Annotated in this window: 12 protein-coding genes and 2 pseudogenes; 11 read left to right on the top strand and 3 right to left on the bottom strand. The window is 64.7% G+C overall.

All coding sequences use genetic code 11. The annotated features are described in order from the left end of the window. Nucleotides 1-53: 53 nt before the first annotated feature. The 8 genes and pseudogenes from glpE to Atro_RS16150 all read left to right on the top strand — a co-directional run bounded on the left by glpE (nucleotide 54) and on the right by Atro_RS16150 (nucleotide 10,986). On the top strand, nucleotides 54-392 hold the full coding sequence (glpE, locus tag Atro_RS16185) for a thiosulfate sulfurtransferase GlpE (RefSeq protein ID WP_497923872.1): 339 nt from the start codon (nucleotides 54-56) through the stop codon (nucleotides 390-392). Nucleotides 393-751: 359 nt separating this feature from the next. After that, nucleotides 752-2,674: a PrkA family serine protein kinase gene (locus Atro_RS16180; protein ID WP_497923870.1), complete on the top strand. Its 1,923-nt coding sequence runs from the start codon at nucleotides 752-754 to the stop codon at nucleotides 2,672-2,674. Nucleotides 2,675-2,779: 105 nt separating this feature from the next. Next, the gene (locus Atro_RS16175) at nucleotides 2,780-4,054 is read left to right on the top strand and encodes a YeaH/YhbH family protein (protein WP_497923868.1); all 1,275 of its coding nucleotides are present in this window, start codon (nucleotides 2,780-2,782) and stop codon (nucleotides 4,052-4,054) included. Beyond that, nucleotides 4,051-5,613 carry a SpoVR family protein gene (locus Atro_RS16170; protein WP_497923866.1) on the top strand — a complete coding sequence of 521 codons (1,563 nt, stop codon included), beginning with the start codon at nucleotides 4,051-4,053 and terminating at the stop codon, nucleotides 5,611-5,613. The genes Atro_RS16175 and Atro_RS16170 overlap by 4 nt, the downstream gene beginning before the upstream one ends. A gap of 140 nt (nucleotides 5,614-5,753) precedes the next feature. Then, the gene (locus Atro_RS16165) at nucleotides 5,754-7,010 is read left to right on the top strand and encodes a multifunctional CCA addition/repair protein (protein ID WP_497923863.1); all 1,257 of its coding nucleotides are present in this window, start codon (nucleotides 5,754-5,756) and stop codon (nucleotides 7,008-7,010) included. A 122-nt stretch (nucleotides 7,011-7,132) separates the two neighbouring features. Further along, nucleotides 7,133-8,942, top strand: a pseudogene (locus Atro_RS16160) (SulP family inorganic anion transporter). A gap of 649 nt (nucleotides 8,943-9,591) precedes the next feature. Beyond that, nucleotides 9,592-10,620, top strand: a complete 1,029-nt coding sequence (locus Atro_RS16155; protein ID WP_497923862.1) for a Gfo/Idh/MocA family protein — start codon at nucleotides 9,592-9,594, stop codon at nucleotides 10,618-10,620. Nucleotides 10,621-10,836: 216 nt separating this feature from the next. Further along, nucleotides 10,837-10,986: a hypothetical protein gene (locus tag Atro_RS16150; protein ID WP_497923861.1), complete on the top strand. Its 150-nt coding sequence runs from the start codon at nucleotides 10,837-10,839 to the stop codon at nucleotides 10,984-10,986. 103 nt (nucleotides 10,987-11,089) lie between these two features. Here the strand turns inward: Atro_RS16150 and folK are convergent, their stop codons facing one another. Together folK and folB are read right to left on the bottom strand one after the other, a co-directional pair. Next, nucleotides 11,090-11,638: a 2-amino-4-hydroxy-6-hydroxymethyldihydropteridine diphosphokinase gene (gene folK / locus Atro_RS16145; protein WP_497923859.1), complete on the bottom strand. Its 549-nt coding sequence runs from the start codon at nucleotides 11,636-11,638 to the stop codon at nucleotides 11,090-11,092. After that, nucleotides 11,629-11,982, bottom strand: a complete 354-nt coding sequence (folB, locus tag Atro_RS16140) for a dihydroneopterin aldolase (RefSeq protein WP_497923857.1) — start codon at nucleotides 11,980-11,982, stop codon at nucleotides 11,629-11,631. The genes folK and folB overlap by 10 nt, the downstream gene beginning before the upstream one ends. A gap of 65 nt (nucleotides 11,983-12,047) precedes the next feature. On the opposite strand from folB, the pseudogene plsY reads away from it, so the two are divergent. Then, nucleotides 12,048-12,616 (top strand): annotated as a pseudogene (plsY, locus tag Atro_RS16135) (glycerol-3-phosphate 1-O-acyltransferase PlsY). A gap of 15 nt (nucleotides 12,617-12,631) precedes the next feature. Here plsY and tsaD read toward each other — a convergent pair. Beyond that, complete coding sequence (tsaD, locus tag Atro_RS16130) at nucleotides 12,632-13,657, bottom strand: tRNA (adenosine(37)-N6)-threonylcarbamoyltransferase complex transferase subunit TsaD (RefSeq protein ID WP_497923855.1); 1,026 nt, start codon at nucleotides 13,655-13,657, stop codon at nucleotides 12,632-12,634. A gap of 201 nt (nucleotides 13,658-13,858) precedes the next feature. On the opposite strand from tsaD, the gene rpsU reads away from it, so the two are divergent. Both rpsU and dnaG read left to right on the top strand, forming a co-directional pair. After that, nucleotides 13,859-14,074: a 30S ribosomal protein S21 gene (gene rpsU, locus Atro_RS16125; protein ID WP_003085057.1), complete on the top strand. Its 216-nt coding sequence runs from the start codon at nucleotides 13,859-13,861 to the stop codon at nucleotides 14,072-14,074. A 96-nt stretch (nucleotides 14,075-14,170) separates the two neighbouring features. Next, nucleotides 14,171-16,105, top strand: coding sequence for a DNA primase (gene dnaG / locus Atro_RS16120; RefSeq protein ID WP_497923851.1), 1,935 nt, complete (start codon nucleotides 14,171-14,173; stop codon nucleotides 16,103-16,105). Nucleotides 16,106-16,159 lie beyond the last annotated feature (54 nt).

Raw genomic sequence — 16,159 nt, 5'->3', positions numbered from 1 at the left:
GGTTAGTTTCTTTTCCGTGACGAGCGATCAGCTCCAGCCATCGAGGTGCATCCATGAGCGAATTCCGTCGTATCCCGCCCCAGCAGGCCCAGGCCCTGCGTACCCAGGGCGCCGTGGTGGTGGATATCCGCGACCCGCAGAGCTACGCCCAAGGCCATATTGCCGGTGCACGGCACCTGGATAACCAGTCCCTCGCCGACTTCATGGCTCAGGCAGACTTCGAGCGGCCTTTGATCGTCGCCTGTTACCACGGCAACTCCAGCCAGGGGGCGGCGGCCTACCTGGCCCAGCAGGGCTTCGCCGAGGTCTACAGCCTGGATGGCGGCTTCGAGCTGTGGTGCGCCACCTTCCCCGGCGAGGTCGCGCAAGGGGCGGCGGATCAGCCCGCCTGAGCCCTCCCGCCCGAACCAGGTCCGCCCTTTGTTTTCCCGGCTCGCCAGGCGGGTCGGACGCCGTCTTGCGCGCCTAAAATCCGCCTTTTTCTCCTCCCCGCCCGCCGCCGTTCGGCGCCTTGGGACAATCGCGCGCCCCCTTGTCTTTTCCCCGCGCAACCGTGCTACTGTCGATACCGAACTATTCTTGTTCCTACGCCATCCACATCCGGGCAAAGCCGGCACACGGCTTGCTACTACACTTCTAGGCAATGACCTTCGGGCATGGGGGATTTCATCGGCTGGCCTGCGCCAGCGAACCGCCAACACCCAAACGCTTCAAACCAAAGCCGGCTCTGGGCATCGAACGAGGTGACGACATGAGTATCTTCAGCCACTTTCAACAACGCTATGAAACGACGCGCCAGGAAGAGTACTCCCTCCAGGAGTACCTCGAATTGTGCAAGCAGGACCGCAGCGCCTATGCCTCGGCAGCCGAACGGATGCTGATGGCGATTGGCGAGCCGGAGCTGCTGGATACCTCCGTCGACCCGCGGTTGTCGCGGATCTTCTCCAACAAGGTCATCCGCCGCTACCCCGCCTTCGCCGACTTCCATGGCATGGAAGACTGCATCGAGCAGATCGTTTCCTACTTCCGCCATGCGGCCCAGGGCCTGGAAGAGAAGAAGCAGATCCTCTATCTCCTGGGCCCGGTGGGCGGCGGCAAGTCCTCGCTGGCCGAGAAGCTCAAGCAGCTGATGGAGAAGGTGCCCTTCTACGCGATCAAGGGCTCGCCGGTGTTCGAGTCCCCGCTGGGGCTGTTCAACGCCGCCGAGGACGGCCAGATCCTCGAAGAGGACTTCGGCATTCCGCGCCGCTACCTCTCCACTATCATGTCGCCTTGGGCGACCAAGCGGCTCAACGAGTTCGGCGGCGATATCAGCCAGTTCCGCGTGGTCAAGCTGTATCCCTCGATCCTCAACCTGATCGGGGTGGCCAAGACCGAGCCGGGCGACGAGAACAACCAGGACATCTCCGCGCTGGTCGGCAAGGTCGATATCCGCAAACTGGAAGAATTCCCGCAGAACGACGCCGATGCTTACAGCTACTCCGGCGCCCTGTGCCGCGCCAACCAGGGCCTGATGGAGTTCGTCGAGATGTTCAAGGCACCGATCAAGGTGCTCCATCCGCTGCTGACCGCCACCCAGGAAGGCAACTACAACAGCACCGAAGGCCTCGGCGCGATTCCCTACACCGGCATCATCCTCGCCCACTCCAACGAGTCCGAGTGGCACAGCTTCCGCAACAACAAGAACAACGAGGCCTTCATCGACCGTATCTACATCGTCAAGGTGCCCTACTGCCTGCGCGTCTCCGATGAGATCAGGATCTACGACAAGCTGCTGACCCACAGCTCGCTGGCCAAGGCCCACTGCGCACCGGACACGCTGAAGATGCTGGCTCAGTTCTCCGTGCTTTCGCGGTTGAAGGAACCGGAAAACTCCAACATCTACTCGAAGATGCGCGTCTATGACGGCGAGAACCTGAAGGACACCGATCCCAAGGCCAAGTCGATCCAGGAGTATCGCGACAACGCCGGGGTGGACGAGGGCATGAACGGCCTGTCGACCCGCTTTGCCTTCAAGATCCTCTCCAAGGTGTTCAACTTCGACCCGCACGAGGTCGCCGCCAACCCGGTGCATCTGCTTTATGTGCTGGAGCAGCAGATCGAGCAGGAACAGTTCCCGCCGGAGGTGCGCGAGCGCTACCTGCGCTACCTCAAGGAATACCTGGCGCCGCGCTACATCGACTTCATCGGCAAGGAGATCCAGACCGCCTACCTCGAGTCCTACAGCGAGTACGGGCAGAACATCTTCGACCGCTACGTGCTCTACGCCGACTTCTGGATCCAGGATCAGGAATACCGCGATCCGGAGACCGGCGAGATCCTCAACCGCGTGGCCCTCAACGAGGAACTGGAGAAGATCGAGAAGCCGGCCGGCATCAGCAACCCGAAGGACTTCCGCAACGAGATCGTCAACTTCGTGCTGCGCGCCCGGGCCAACAACAACGGCAAGAACCCCAGTTGGCTGAGCTACGAGAAGCTGCGCGTGGTGATCGAGAAGAAGATGTTCTCCAACACCGAGGATCTGCTGCCGGTCATCAGCTTCAATGCCAAGGCGAGCAAGGAGGACCAGCAGAAGCACAACGACTTCGTCAAGCGCATGGTCGAACGCGGCTACACCGAGAAGCAGGTCAGGCTGCTCTCCGAGTGGTACCTGCGGGTTCGGAAGTCGCAGTAATCCAGCCGCAAACCACATGCTTCAAGCTGCAGGCGGAAGCAAGCCTCCGAGCTCGGCTCCGCTTGCAGCTTGCGGCCTGAGGTTGGCAGCTCCCCGGAGGGGCCTATGAGTTATGTGATCGACCGACGCCTGAACGGCAAGAACAAGAGCACGGTGAACCGCCAGCGTTTCCTGCGACGTTACCGTGATCACATCAAGAAGGCGGTGGAAGAGGCGGTCAGCCGCCGCTCCATCACCGATATGGAGCACGGCGAGCAGATCAGCATTCCCGGCCGCGATATCGACGAGCCCGTGCTGCATCATGGCCGTGGCGGCAAACAGACCATCGTCCACCCGGGCAACAAGGAATTCACCGCCGGCGAACGCATCCCGCGCCCGTCCGGTGGCGGGGGCGGCGGCAGCGGCTCCGGCAAGGCCAGCAACAGCGGCGAGGGCATGGACGACTTCGTCTTTCAGATCACCCAGGAGGAGTTCCTCGACTTCATGTTCGAGGACCTCGAGCTGCCCAACCTGGTCAAGCGCCATATCACCGGCGCCGACACCTTCAAGACGGTCCGCGCCGGCATCAGCAGCGAGGGCAACCCGTCCCGGATCAACATCGTCCGTACCCTGCGCTCGGCCCATGCCCGGCGCATCGCCCTGTCCGGCAGCAGCCGCGCCAAGCTGCGCGAGGCCAAGGCCGAGCTGGAGCGCCTGAAGATCGAGGAGCCGGACAACTTCGGCGACATCCAGAAGCTGGAGGCGGAAATCGCCCGCCTACGCATGCGCATCGAGCGGGTGCCCTACCTCGACACCTTCGACCTCAAGTACAACCTGCTGGTCAAGCAGCCCAATCCCAGCTCCAAGGCGGTGATGTTCTGCCTGATGGATGTCTCCGGCTCCATGACCCAGGCGACCAAGGACATCGCCAAGCGCTTCTTCATCCTGCTCTACCTGTTCCTCAAGCGCAGCTACGACAAGATCGATGTGGTGTTCATCCGCCACCACACCAGCGCCAAGGAGGTGGACGAGGAGGAGTTCTTCTATTCGCGGGAAACCGGCGGCACCATCGTCTCCAGCGCCCTCAAGCTGATGCAGGAGGTCATGGCCGAACGCTATCCGGTGAACGAATGGAACATCTACGCCGCCCAGGCCTCGGACGGCGACAACTGGAACGACGACTCACCGATCTGCCGGGATATCCTGATCAAGCAGATCATGCCGTTCGTGCAGTATTACAGCTACGTCGAGATCACCCCGCGGGAACACCAGGCCCTGTGGTACGAATACGAGAGCGTCCGCGAGGCGTTCTCCGACTCTTTCGCCCAACAGCAGATAGTGTCGGCTGCCGACATCTATCCGGTATTCCGTGAACTCTTCCAGCGGAGGCTTGCGACATGACCCCCAGAGAGAGAAAGGGCCAGCCGATTTCCACCGGCTCGGAGTGGAGCTTCGAGCTGATCCAGGCCTACGACAAGGAAATCGGCCGTATCGCCGAGCGCTATGCGCTGGACACCTATCCCAACCAGATCGAGGTGATCACCGCCGAGCAGATGATGGATGCCTACGCCTCGGTGGGCATGCCGATCGGCTACCACCATTGGTCGTACGGCAAGCATTTCCTCGCCACCGAGAAGGGCTACAAGCGCGGGCAAATGGGCCTGGCCTACGAGATCGTGATCAACTCCGATCCGTGCATCGCCTACCTGATGGAAGAGAACACCATGTGCATGCAGGCACTGGTGATCGCCCACGCCTGCTACGGGCACAACAGCTTCTTCAAGGGCAACTACCTGTTCCGCACCTGGACGGATGCCAGCTCGATCGTCGACTACTTGGTGTTCGCCAAGCAGTACATCATGCAGTGCGAGGAGCGCCACGGCATCGACGCGGTGGAGGAGTTGCTGGACTCCTGCCACGCCCTGATGAACTACGGCGTCGACCGCTACAAGCGCCCCTATCCGATCTCCGCCGAGGAAGAGCGACGCCGGCAGAAGGATCGCGAGGAGCACCTGCAACGGCAAATCAACGATCTTTGGCGGACCATTCCCCGGGCAGCCGAGAAAGGCGGCGACAGGGATCGCACGCGCTGGCCCGCCGAACCCCAGGAGAACATCCTCTATTTCATTGAGAAGCATGCACCGCTGCTCGAGCCCTGGCAGCGCGAGGTCGTGCGCATCGTGCGCAAGATCGCCCAGTACTTCTACCCGCAGCGCCAGACCCAGGTGATGAACGAGGGCTGGGCGACCTTCTGGCACTACACCCTCCTCAACGACCTCTACGACGAGGGGCTGGTCACCGACGGCTTCATGATGGAGTTCCTCCAGTCGCATACCAGCGTGGTCTACCAGCCGCCGTTCGACAGCCCCTACTACAGCGGCATCAACCCCTATGCGCTGGGCTTCTCCATGTACCGCGACATCCGGCGGATCTGCGAGAACCCGACCGAGGAGGACAAGCGCTGGTTCCCCGACATCGCCGGCAGCGACTGGCTGAGCACCCTGAAGTTCGCTATGCAGAGCTTCAAGGATGAAAGCTTCATCCTGCAGTTCCTCTCGCCCAAGGTGATCCGCGATCTCAAGCTGTTCAGCATCGTCGACGACGACCAGAAGGACGAGCTGCTGGTGTCCGCCATCCACGACGATGCCGGCTACCGCACCGTGCGCGAATTGCTCGCCTCCCAGTACAACCTGGGCAACCGCGAACCGAACGTGCAGATCTGGAGCGTCGACCGGCGCGGCGACCGCTCGCTGACCCTGCGCCACCAGCAGCACGACCGCAAACCGCTCAGCGAGTCCACCGAGGACGTGCTCAAGCACCTGCACCGGCTGTGGGGCTTCGACATCCACCTCGAGTCGATGCAGGGCGAGCGGATCGTCAACAGCTATCACATGCCGCCCCGGGGTGATGGTGACGAGGAAAACTACCCGCGCCTGGATCTGGCCATTCCGCCAATCTGATCACGCCGGCCGCCATCATCATCCGGATGGCGGCCCTTCTCTCCCAGCAACGGACCTGTCGGCGGCCCCCTCCGCCCGCGTCCGGCCCGCATCGTTCCCCCCGCCTCGTCCACCCGCTATGCTCTGCCCAGGAGGTGGACATGCAAATCTACAAAGTGGGTGGGGCAGTACGCGATCGTCTGCTCGGACAACCGGTCAGCGAGACCGACTGGGTCGTGGTCGGCGCCAGCGCCGAGGAACTGACGGCCCGGGGCTTTCGCCCGGTCGGCGCGGACTTTCCGGTATTCCTGCACCCGAAAACCGGCGAGGAGTACGCCCTCGCCCGTACCGAGCGCAAAAGCGGCCGTGGCTACGGCGGCTTCACCTTCTACGCCAGCCCGGAGGTGACTCTGGAGGAGGACCTGCTGCGCCGCGACCTGACCATCAACGCCATGGCCGAGGACGCCGCAGGCCGGCTGATCGATCCCTATAACGGTCAGCGCGATCTGGCGGAAAAGTGGCTGCGTCATGTCTCGCCGGCCTTCGCCGAAGATCCGCTGCGCGTTCTGCGCGTGGCGCGCTTCGCCGCCCGCTACGCCCCGCTGGGCTTTCGCGTCGCGCCGGAAACCCAAGTCCTGATGCGCCAGCTCGCCGAGTCCGGTGAGTTGCAGGCTCTCACCCCCGAACGCAGCTGGAAGGAGATTTCCCGAGCATTGATGGAGCCGTGCCCGGACGTCTTCATCCGGACGCTGCGCGACTGCGGAGCCCTGCGCGAGCTGTTGCCGGAAGTCGATACCCTGTTCGGCGTGCCGCAGCCGGCGGCCCATCACCCGGAAATCGATACGGGCGAACACGTGCTCGCCGTGCTGCGCCAGTGCGCCGAGCACGGGCAGCCGTTGCCCGTGCGTTGGGCCTGCCTCCTCCACGACCTAGGCAAGGGCGTGACGCCAGCCGACCAATGGCCGCGGCACGTCGCCCACGAACACAAAGGCCTGAAACTGATCCGCACGGTGAATGCACGCTGCAAGGCCCCGCGCGACTGCCAGGAACTGGCGCTGCTGGTCGGCGAATACCATACCCACGGCCATCGTGCACTGGAGTTGCGCCCTTCCACCCTGCTCGAGCTGCTCCAGCGCTTCGATGTCTATCGCCGCCCGCAGCGCTTCGAGGAGTTCATCGCCGCCTGCGAGATGGACGCCCGTGGCTGTCTCGGCCTAGAGCGGCGCGATTACCCGCAAGCCGACTACCTGCGCGGCGCCGCCGCCGCGGCCCGGGCGATGACGGTCCAGCCGCTGCTGGAAAAGGGTCTCGAAGGCGCTGCCTTGGGCGAGGCGCTCAAGCGCGAGCGACTACAGGCGCTGCAGGCCTACAAGACCGAGGTACTGGGCGAGCAGGCCGAGCCTTCGGAAATCCCATGAAGAAGGCGATGCTGCTCGCTTGATGCCCTAGAGCCACGAGTAGCTGGCCCAATGCACCTGCACTTCGAGCCGCGCCCAGTGGCGGTACCGGCGACCTGTGACCTCACCTAGGAGAAAAAGTGATGAACGAGCGGCTGGCCCGCTACCTGCCGTGCCTGGAGTGGGCACGCCAGTACGACCGCACGGCAGCCAGCAAGGACGGCTTGGCCGCGCTGATCGTCACCCTGATGCTGATTCCGCAAAGTCTGGCCTACGCCATGCTCGCCGGCTTGCCGCCGGTCACCGGGCTGTATGCCAGTATCCTGCCGCTGGTGGCCTATACCCTGTTCGGCACCAGTCGTACCCTGGCGGTCGGCCCGGCGGCGGTACTCTCGCTGGTCACCGCCAGCGTGCTCGGCCCGCTGTTCGCCGCCGGCAGCGCCGCATACAACGCCGCGGCCCTGCTGCTGGCACTGCTCTTCGGGCCTGGTTCTGCTGGCGATGGCGGTGCTGCGCCTGGGCTTTCTCGCCAACTTTCTCAGCCATCCGGTGATCTCCGGCTTCATGAGCGCTTCGGGCCTCCTCATCACCCTCGGTCAGCTCAAGCACATCCTCGGCATCAAGGCCGACGGCGAAAACGCCATCCAACTGCTCGACGCCCTGGCCCGTGGCCTGCCGCAGACCCACCTGCCGACCTTGACCATCGGCGTCGCCAGCCTGATCTTTCTCCATCTGGCGCGCACACGGCTGAACGGCTGGCTGTGCACCCTTGGTTGCACCGCCAGGGTCGCCGGCGCGCTGACCCGGACCGGTCCGGTGGTAGCCCTGCTGGTCTCAGTGCTGGTGGTCTGGCTGTTCGACTTGGGCATCGCCGGCGTGCGCGTGGTCGGTCAGATCCCCGAAGGCCTGCCGTCGTTCAGCCTGCCGCCACTGGACCTGGAGCTGGCGGTGAAACTGCTGCCGGCGGCGTTCCTGCTCAGCCTGATCGGCTTCGTCGAGTCGGTATCGGTGGCACAGACCCTGGCCGCCAGGCGCCGCCAGCGCATCGAGCCGAACCAGGAGCTGGTCGGCCTCGGCAGCGCAAATCTGGTCGCGGCGCTGAGCGGCGGCTTCCCGGTCACCGGCGGCCTGTCGCGCTCGGTCGTGAATTTCGATGCCGGCGCACAAACGCCCATGGCCGGCGCCCTCACCGCGCTGGGCATCACCGTTACCGTGCTGTTCTTCACCCCGTTGTTCCACAATCTGCCCCATGCGGTGCTGGCGGCCACCATCATCGTCGCCGTGCTGACCTTGGTCGACCTCGGCGCGCTCAGGCGCACCTGGCGCTACTCCAGGCAGGACGCCGCGGCCATGGCGGCGACCATGCTCGGCGTGCTACTGGTCGGCGTCGAGGCCGGCATCGCCATCGGCATCGGCCTGTCGCTGCTGCTGTTCCTCTGGCGTACCAGTCAGCCGCATATCGCCGTGGTAGGCCAGTTGCCGGGCAGCGAGCATTTTCGCAACATCAAACGCTTCGCCGTGGTGGAAAGCCCGAAGGTACTGTCGATCCGCGTCGACGAGAGCCTGTACTTCCCCAACGCCCGTTACCTCGAAGACCGCATCGCCGAGCTGGTCAGCGAGCATCCGCAGGTCGCGTATCTGGTGCTGATGTGTCCGGGTGTCAACCTGATCGACGCCAGCGCCCTGGAAAGCCTCGAGGCGATCGGCGTGCGCCTGCACGCCGCCGGCATCCAGCTGCACCTCTCGGAAGTGAAAGGGCCGGTGATGGATCGCCTCAAGCATGCCGATTTCCTCGCACACTTCGGCGGTCGGGTGTTCCTCAGCCAGTTCGAGGCGCTGGCCGAACTTGACCCGCAGACCACCCGCCGCGCCCTCGACATGCGCCGCCAGGACTTCGCCGCCACACCCCTGCAGCCCACGCGGCAGGAAAACGCCAGTGAAAAGCGCCCATGAACGGGTGGCCGAAGCCGACGGACTCCATGCCCGCCACATTCCCGGCACGCCGAACACCGTAGCCTGCTGGAACTCAAGCTCGGCAACACGCCGGAACTGTCTGTCCACGACCTCGGCATCTTCCGCTACTGCAAGATCAGCAGTTGCACCGCTCTGGCTGTCAGCAGCCCGCAGGATATGGGCCCCCTGAAGGTGCAGTCGATCACCGGCGGCTTCGATGCCTGAAGCGCAGCCGGCAAGGCGACGGCGAGTCCGACGGACTTCGAATAGGATCTGCAGGCCTGCCGCCGTACCTGCACGGCGGCGGACGAAACCGTTATCTGTACAGTGGAGCGTTTCGCTGTAGTTCGCCAAGGCTCCGGAGGTGGTAGTGACGCCTCACGAGCGCTGGAGCAGGCGAAGGCCAACAGTGCTGCCATGCGGGAGAAGGTTCCTGCCGAGTTCTGGGCCGCTCTCAAAGCCCGGAAGCGGACCAATGCGGACGCGCCGACTCCGTCCTGATCATGGGTGGCCACGGATTCGCTGAGCGATTCGGGGCGGCAGAAGCATCTGCCGAAGCGCCGTGGAAATAAAATTCCTAATTTAAGTTATTTTGAATTAATTTTCTATATATCCAGGCACAACCCGGTCGAAAACAAGGACAAGAGCAATGTTGCCTTCTTCCCTGCCAACCCCGCGCCTGCGGGACCCCGCATCCGTTCCTACCCTGCGCTGGGGGATCATCGGCCCCGGCTGGATCGCCGAGCGCTTCGTGAAGTCCCTGCGCGAGAATACGGTCCAGCAGGTCGTGGCAGTCGCCTCGCGCGCTCAGGAGCGTGCCGATGCCTTCGCGCGCGACTGGTCGATCCCCCATGCCTTCGGGGATGTTCATGACAGGCTGGCCATGAATCAGCTGGACGCCCTCTACATTGCCACACCGCACAACCACCATTTCCCCGACGCATTGAAGGCCATCGAAGCCGGCAAGCACGTCCTGATCGAAAAGCCCATGGCGCTCAATGCCCAGCAGGTAGCCGAACTCAAGGCACGTGCCGAAGCCCGCAAGGTGCTGTGCATGGAGGCGATGTGGTGTGACTTTCTGCCCAAGTACGATGTCCTGAGCCAACTGCTGGCCGATGGCATGCTAGGCGACCTGCACACGCTGATCGCCGATCATGGCGAGTTCTTCCTGCCGGAACACCGGATCTTCAATCCGGCTCTGGCCGGCGGCCCCATGCTGGATCTGGGCAGTTATCTGGTCGGCCTGAGCGTGAAGGTGGCCGGCAAGCCTGAAAAGGTCACAGCCATCGGCCAGATGGCCCATACCGGGGTCAACGGCCAGGCCTCGATGCTGTTCGAGCATGGCAACGGCATGCAAGCCGTGCTCAATACGACGCTGTTCAGCAGCACGCCCTGCATCGCCGTGATTGCCGGCCGTGATGCCACTCTAGTAATGCCCGGCCCCTTCTACAATCCGGGCTCTTTCACGGTGACGGCCAGCGGCGGCGGACAGATCCTGACCTTCGAAGATGCCAAGAACGGCTACAAACAGCTGTACCATGAGGCCATCCACTTTGCCTGGTGCGTCAGCGAGGGGCTGAGCGAGTCGCCTGTCCGTCCGTGGCAGTCGATTCTGGATACCCTGTCCACCATGGACGAAGTGCGGCGTCAGATCGGCGTTCGCCTCAACGAAGAGTGATCCGTCTTTCAGGGGCGGCAGTCCATGCCCTGCCGTCCCTGTCCGTGCTCCTTATCGCCATCGCCTGCCGCTTGGTCCTGCCTGTCATCCCTGTTTCGGCCCTTCGATCGTCGCGGCCCTGCCCGATCAGCCCCTTGCCCAGGCATCCCGTTCGGGCACCCCTGAAAACCCAGGCCTCCGTATAAAATCTGCCCTCGATCGGCTGGAGCCCCGTCCATGCTCAGTCTGTTTGCCGACCAGGAGCGTGAAGCGAAACTCGACAACCTAGACGATCCACTGGCGTTGCAGAGCGAGCATGCCGACTTCGCGGCCATGGCGGCCGAGACCGACCGCTGGGTTCCTCGCCGAGCCGGGCCAAAGCGGTAGACCGCCCTATCCAACAGCGTTGACGACTCGCCTTCCAATGCCCCAGCACCTATTCGTTTACTTGGTAATTCAATAAGTTGGCTCTCTTATTGGCGCAGTAGGACTAGGAACTGGGCGGCGGGGCGGGAAAGGCCCGGATCAGCGTCGGAGGGGTCAGTTGCGCGCCGCGCCACTGGAAGGAAACCGGCCACAGCACCTGCTCGATCCGCGCCTCCTGCCACAGTTCGGCGAAGGTCTGCCCTGCGCCCGGATGACGCCGCTCCGGCACCAGCAGCGCCAGCGGCCAGAGCACGAAGGCGTTCTTCAGGATTTCCGGGCGCGGCAGCAGCAGCCCGTCGAAATTGCCGACCTTGTCGCCGTACATCAGCACGTCGATATCCAGCGGCAGTCCCTTGCGCTCCGGCGCATAGCGGCCATTGTCCGCCTCGATGAACTTGAGCCGGCGATCCAGCTCGGTCAGCGGCAGGTCGGTCTGCCCGGTCACCACCAGATTGAAGAAGGGGCCGCTCTTGATCCCCACCGGCAGGCTCTCGAACACCGGCGAGCAGCGCATATCCTGCAGCAGGCCGGACAATGCCTCGAGGCCGGCCGTGAGGTGGGCGATACGCTCGATATTGCTGCCGAGGCCCAGCAGCACAGGCGTCAGCGGCATCCGCGCTCGATCTCCACGCCAACGCCGGCGGCCGCGGGAACGGCGCCCGGCTTGGTCAGCCGCAGGCGCAGCCAGGGAATCCCGAACTCGGCCATCAGCACGCCGGCCAGACGTTCGGCGAAGGTTTCCACCAGCAAAAAGTGCGCTTCATCGGCGAAAACCTGGATACGCGCCGCCAGCGCCGCATAGTCGAGCGCTCTGGCCAGCTCGTCGCCGGCAGCGGGCACACGGACATCCCAACCGCACTCCAGATCCAGCCGCAGACACTGACGAATCCCGCGCTCCCAGTCGTATACGCCGATGACAGTGTCGACCTCCAGCCCCTCGATAAACACTTTGTCCAAATTCATCTCCACGCAGGGCACCATGCCCCGCTAGAATCGGGGCGCCCCCACCCCGGATGGATCCCATGTTCTGGCTGCTGGCGATCCTCGCCTACCTGCTCGGCTCGCTGTCCTTCGCCATCCTGCTCAGCCGCCTGAGCGGCAGGCCGGACCCGCGTGCCTGCGGCTCGGGCAATCCCGGCACCACCAACATGCTGCGCATCGCCGGCAAGCGCCTGGCGGCGCTCACCCTGCTCGGCGATCTGTGCAAGGGCCTGCTGCCGGTGCTGATCGCCGAGCGCGCCGACCTGGGCATCCAGCAGCAGGCCTGGATCGGCCTGGCCGCGGTGCTCGGCCACCTGTATCCCCTGTATTTCAACTTTCGCGGCGGCAAGGGCGTCGCCACTGCCGCCGGCATGCTGCTGGGTCTCTATCCGCCGGCGGTGCTGCCGGCAGTCGCCGCCTGGCTGCTGGTCTTCGCCCTCACCCGCACCAGCTCCCTCGCCGCCCTGACCGCCATCCCGTTCTGCCTGCCGCTGCTGGCCTGGCGGCAACCCGGGCCCTGTTGCCGATGCTGCTGCTTTACGGGGTGATCGTCTGGCGCCATCGCAGCAACCTGCATGACCTCTTCGCCGGCCGGGAAAGGCATTTCTAACCCTGCACGGCAGGCTCAGACCGCCGGCAGGGTCTCCATCGGCCAGCGCGCATGGACCTGGATCGCCGGCCCGTCCTGCTGGCCGGCCAGCAGCCGCTGGCAACCCGCATAGGCAATCATCGCACCGTTGTCGGTACAGAAGCGCGGCCGTGCGTAGAACACCTGGCCATCCAGTTCGCCGAGCATCCGTTCCAGCGCCGCGCGCAGCGCCTGGTTGGCGCTTACCCCGCCGGCGATCACCAGACGCTTCAGACCGGTCTGCTTCAGGGCCCGCCGGCACTTGATGGTCAGCGTCTCCACCACGGCCTGCTGGAAGGCCAGGGCGATATCACGGCGCGCCTGCTCGTTGTCCTCGCCGCTCGTCTGACAATGCTGCCAGGTATTCAAGGCGAAGGTCTTGAGACCGCTGAAGCTGAACTCCAGCCCGGGCCGGTCGGTCATCGGCCGCGGGAAGACGAAGCGCCCCGGTCGACCATCCTGCGCCAAGCGGGCGATTTCCGGCCCGCCCGGATAGTTGAGGCCGAGCAGCTTGGCGGTCTTGTCGAAGGCCTCGCCGGCGGCATCGTCCAGCGACTCGCCGAGCACCTGGTAGCGACCGATGCCGTCGACCCGCACCAGCTGGGTATGCCCGCCGGAAACCAGCAGGGCGACGAAGGGAAACTGTGGCGGCTGCTGCTCCAGCATCGGCGCCAGCAGGTGCCCCTCCATGTGGTGCACGCCGAGCGCCGGAATGCCCCAGGCCAGCGCCAGTGCCTGGGCGCAGGAGGCGCCGACCAGGAGCGCGCCGACCAGGCCGGGTCCTGCGGTATAGGCGATGCCGTCGATGCCCTCTGCAGCGCAGCCGGACTCGTCGAGCACCTGACGCAGCAACGGCAGCATGCGCTTGACGTGATCCCGCGAGGCCAGCTCGGGCACCACCCCACCATAGATGCGGTGCAGATCGATCTGGCTGAACAGCGCGTCGGCCAGGAGGCCGCGCTCGCTGTCGTAAAGCGCGACGCCGGTTTCGTCGCAGGAGGTTTCCAGCCCCAGAACGAGCATGGGTTCGACCTTTATTAGCCAGGAAAATCGAGGGGCGCATCATAATCGGCGACTACCCCGCAGACCAGCGCTTTTCGCGCCGCGGGCTTTGCATTGGCTGCGACAAATGAGGTAACATCCGCAGCCCTTGAGAATCGACGTTCTCCCGAGCCGAGTCCGGAGAGGGCGTTCACCACCGGTCAATAGTTAAGGTAGCCCTGGATGCCCGCCGTCAAAGTTAAAGAGAACGAACCCTTCGACGTAGCCTTGCGTCGCTTCAAGCGCTCCTGCGAAAAAGCCGGCGTTCTGGCCGAAGTTCGCAGCCGCGAGTTCTACGAGAAGCCCACCGCCGAGCGCAAGCGCAAGGCCGCCGCCGCCGTCAAGCGCCACGCCAAGAAAGTGCAGCGCGAGCAGCGCCGCCGCGAGCGCCTGTACTAAGCTACAGCGAGGCTTCGCCGCTTCCCAAAGCCCGGTCATGAACCGGGCTTTTTGCATTTCCGGAGCCACCGGCATCCGCCCGAACCGGAACCCCCCATGGCCGGACTGATTCCCCAAGGATTCATCGACGACCTGCTGAACCGCACCGACATCGTCGAGGTGGTCGGTTCGCGCGTCCAGTTGAAGAAAGCGGGCAAGAACTACAGCGCCTGCTGCCCCTTCCATCAGGAAAAGACCCCCTCCTTCACCGTCAGCCCGGACAAGCAGTTCTACTACTGTTTCGGCTGCGGCGCCGGCGGCAACGCGCTGGGCTTTCTCATGGACCACGACCACCTGGAGTTCCCCCAGGCGGTCGAGGAACTGGCCAAACGCGCCGGCCTCGAGGTGCCCCGCGAGGAACGCGGTGGCGACCGCCAGCCGCGCCAGAGCGTCGACTCGCCGCTCTATCCGCTGCTGGCCGCCGCTGCCGACTACTACCGCCAGGCCCTGAAGAGCCATCCGGCACGCCAGGCCGCCGTCGACTACCTGAAAGGACGCGGCCTGTCCGGCGTTATCGCCCGCGACTTCGCCCTCGGCTTCGCCCCGCCGGGCTGGGATAACCTGCTCAAGCACCTGGGCGGCGATGCCCTGCAGCAGAAGGCGATGATCGACGCCGGTCTCTTGATCGAGAATGCCGACACCGGCAAGCGCTACGACCGCTTCCGCGACCGGGTGATCTTCCCGATCCGCGACAGCCGCGGCCGGGTCATCGCCTTCGGCGGCCGGGTGCTCGGCGACGACAAGCCGAAATACCTGAACTCCCCGGAAACTCCGGTGTTCCACAAGGGCCAGGAGCTCTACGGCCTCTTCGAGGCGCGCCGGCACAACCGCGACCTCGACGAGGTCATCGTGGTCGAGGGTTACATGGACGTCATCGCCCTGGCTCAGCAAGGCCTGCGCAACGCGGTGGCGACCCTCGGCACCGCCACCAGCGAGGAGCACCTCAAGCGCCTGTTCCGCCTGGTGCCCAGCGTGCTGTTCTGCTTCGACGGCGACCAGGCCGGACGCAAGGCCACCTGGCGCGCCCTCGAGGCCACCCTGCCGAGCCTGCAGGACGGCCGGCGCGCGCGCTTCCTGTTCCTGCCCGAAGGCGAGGACCCCGACAGCCTGGTGCGCGCCGAGGGCCGCGAGGCCTTCCTCGCCCGCCTGGAACAGCAGGCCAGGCCGCTGGCCGATTACTTCTTCCAGCAACTGGCCGAGGAAGCCGATCCGCGCACCCTGGAAGGCAAGGCCCACCTGGCGACCCTCGCCTCCCCACTGATCGAAAAGATTCCCGGCGCCAACCTCCGCACCCTGATGCGTCAGCGCCTCGGCGAGATCACCGGGCTGCACGGCACCATCCCGGGCCCGCCAGCGTCCGGCAAGATCCCCGGTGATCATCCGGCCTACGCGGAGGATGCTTACTATCAGGCCGACCCCAGCCACGCCGACTACCCTGACTTCGCCCCCAGCCAACCATTCGCCCCCCCCGAACGAACAGGCCGCGGCCAGTGGAAGGCACGCAACGACTACCGCAAGGATCGCCGTGGCCTCCCGCCCCGACCACGCACGGCGGTCAGCGTCGAGCCGCCCAACCTGAGCGCGCTGCGCACCCTGCTGCATCATCCACAGCTGGCGCAGAAAGTCGCCGATGCCAGCCATTTCGCCAGCGAGGAAGACCCCTACGCCCAGTTGCTGGTCGCCCTGCTCGAGGCCCTGCAAAAGAACCCGCACAGCAGCAGCCTGCAACTGATCGCCCGCTGGCATGGCACGGAACAGGGCCGCCTGCTGCGTGCCCTGGCGGAAAAGGAATGGCTGATTTCGACGGACAACCTTGAACAACAGTTTTTCGACACTATAAATACATTAGCGGCTCGGCAGCGCGAGCGAGGTATCGAACAACTGCTTTGCAAAGCCCGGCAGGGCGAACTGAGTCCAGAAGAGAAGGTTCGCCTGCGTGATCTGCTCAGCCGCAATGCCTCCCCCGCCCCCCCGACCTCAACTGGCGCGTAAGGTCAAGCATCCGCTATAATATTTAGCTTTTCAGCCCGCCAGAACATTCAGTGG

Source organism: Azotobacter tropicalis, assembly GCF_059739045.1.
Note: the sequence above shows the minus strand (reverse complement) of the source record. Positions and strands in the feature narration are given on the sequence as shown.